2 protein-coding genes are annotated in these 1181 nt (G+C 76.6%); one reads left to right on the top strand and one right to left on the bottom strand.

From position 1 onward, the window contains the following. The first annotated feature begins 193 nt into the window (after positions 1–193). Positions 194–673 carry a thioesterase family protein gene (locus FVA95_RS28835; RefSeq protein ID WP_149666906.1) on the top strand — a complete coding sequence of 160 codons (480 nt, stop codon included), beginning with the start codon at positions 194–196 and terminating at the stop codon, positions 671–673. Between the two features lie 72 nt (positions 674–745). Here FVA95_RS28835 and FVA95_RS31200 read toward each other — a convergent pair. Further along, on the bottom strand, positions 746–1181 hold a 436-nt coding region (locus FVA95_RS31200; RefSeq protein ID WP_205016038.1), incomplete at its 5' end, for a hypothetical protein.

Genomic DNA, 1181 nt, shown 5'->3' with positions numbered 1-1181 from the left:
CCACTTCACAACCGGAGGCCTTCGTCTGTCAGCCAGACTCACCGCCCCCGGACGGGACAACCTCCCTGGACATCACACCCTAGTCAGCGCGGTCACCCACCCTACGACCGCGGTCGGCGGTGGCACAAACGTTCCGCGACGTGGTCCGGTGCGTCGGCGGGGGTGGCCCGGCCCGGCTGGCAGGGTGGCCACCATGAGCGTCGAGATGCTTCCGCCGTTCGGGGCCCGGATCGGTGTCCGCAGCTACGAGATGGACGTGAACGGGCACGTCAACCACTCCGTCTACCACCAGTACGGCGAGCACGCCCGGATGGAGCACTTCCGTGCGGCCGGGCTGTCCCAGCACGCGCTCGGGGCGCACGGCCTGACGATCGTGCTGCTGTCGACGACGGCGCACTTCCGGGCCGAGCTGCGCGCCGGCGACGAGCTGTGGATCGACTCGGCGATCGCGTTCACGACCCGCAAGCCGTTCACGATGCGTCACCGGATCGTCCGGGAGACCGCGGCCGACGGGGCCCGGACGGACGATCTCGCTGCCGAGGTGGAGTGCACCCTCGGGGTGCTCGACACGACGACGCGACGCCTGGTCGCCGACCCGCACGGCCGGCTCGTCGCCGCGGCGTCGGACCCGGCCCTGCTGGGGCCGGGCCCGCAGGCCACGACGCCGTCGTGACGGCGGGGGCGCCGTAGCGGCGGGCGCGCCGGGGCGCCGTGGTGGCGTGCCGCCGGTGCGGACCGCGACGGCTCAGCCGCGCCGGGCGGTGTCCGCGCCGTACGGGCCGCCGGTGCGGGCGGGGACGGGTCGGTACCCACCGCTCTCCTGCGGCCGGGGTGCGGCGGCCGGACGGCCCCCGGTGCCCTCGGCTCCGGACGGAGCGACCGCGGGATATCCGTCGGTGCCGTGCGGCCGGGTGGGCGTGACGGCCCGGTGGCCGCCGGTCGCGAGGATCTTGTGCGGGGCGGTGGTCCCGGCCCGGGCCGGGCCGATGAGCGGCGGCACCGCTCCGCCGGCCCGTCGCACCGCGCGGCGCGACCGGAGGTAGGCGCGCGGGCCGGTCAGCAGTCCCCGGTTGCGCGTCTGGTCGGCGTCGGCGGGCATCGCCACGCCGGCGCCGGCTTCGCGGTCGGAGATGTGGCGCAGCCGGGCGACCGCGGCCGGGAGCCGGCGCAGCGCGACCGAC

The sequence above is a fragment of the Pseudonocardia sp. EV170527-09 genome (assembly GCF_008369905.1).
Taxonomy (GTDB): domain Bacteria; phylum Actinomycetota; class Actinomycetes; order Mycobacteriales; family Pseudonocardiaceae; genus Pseudonocardia.
The sequence above is the reverse complement of the archived record's forward strand: the minus strand, read 5'-3'. Positions and strand labels throughout refer to the sequence as shown.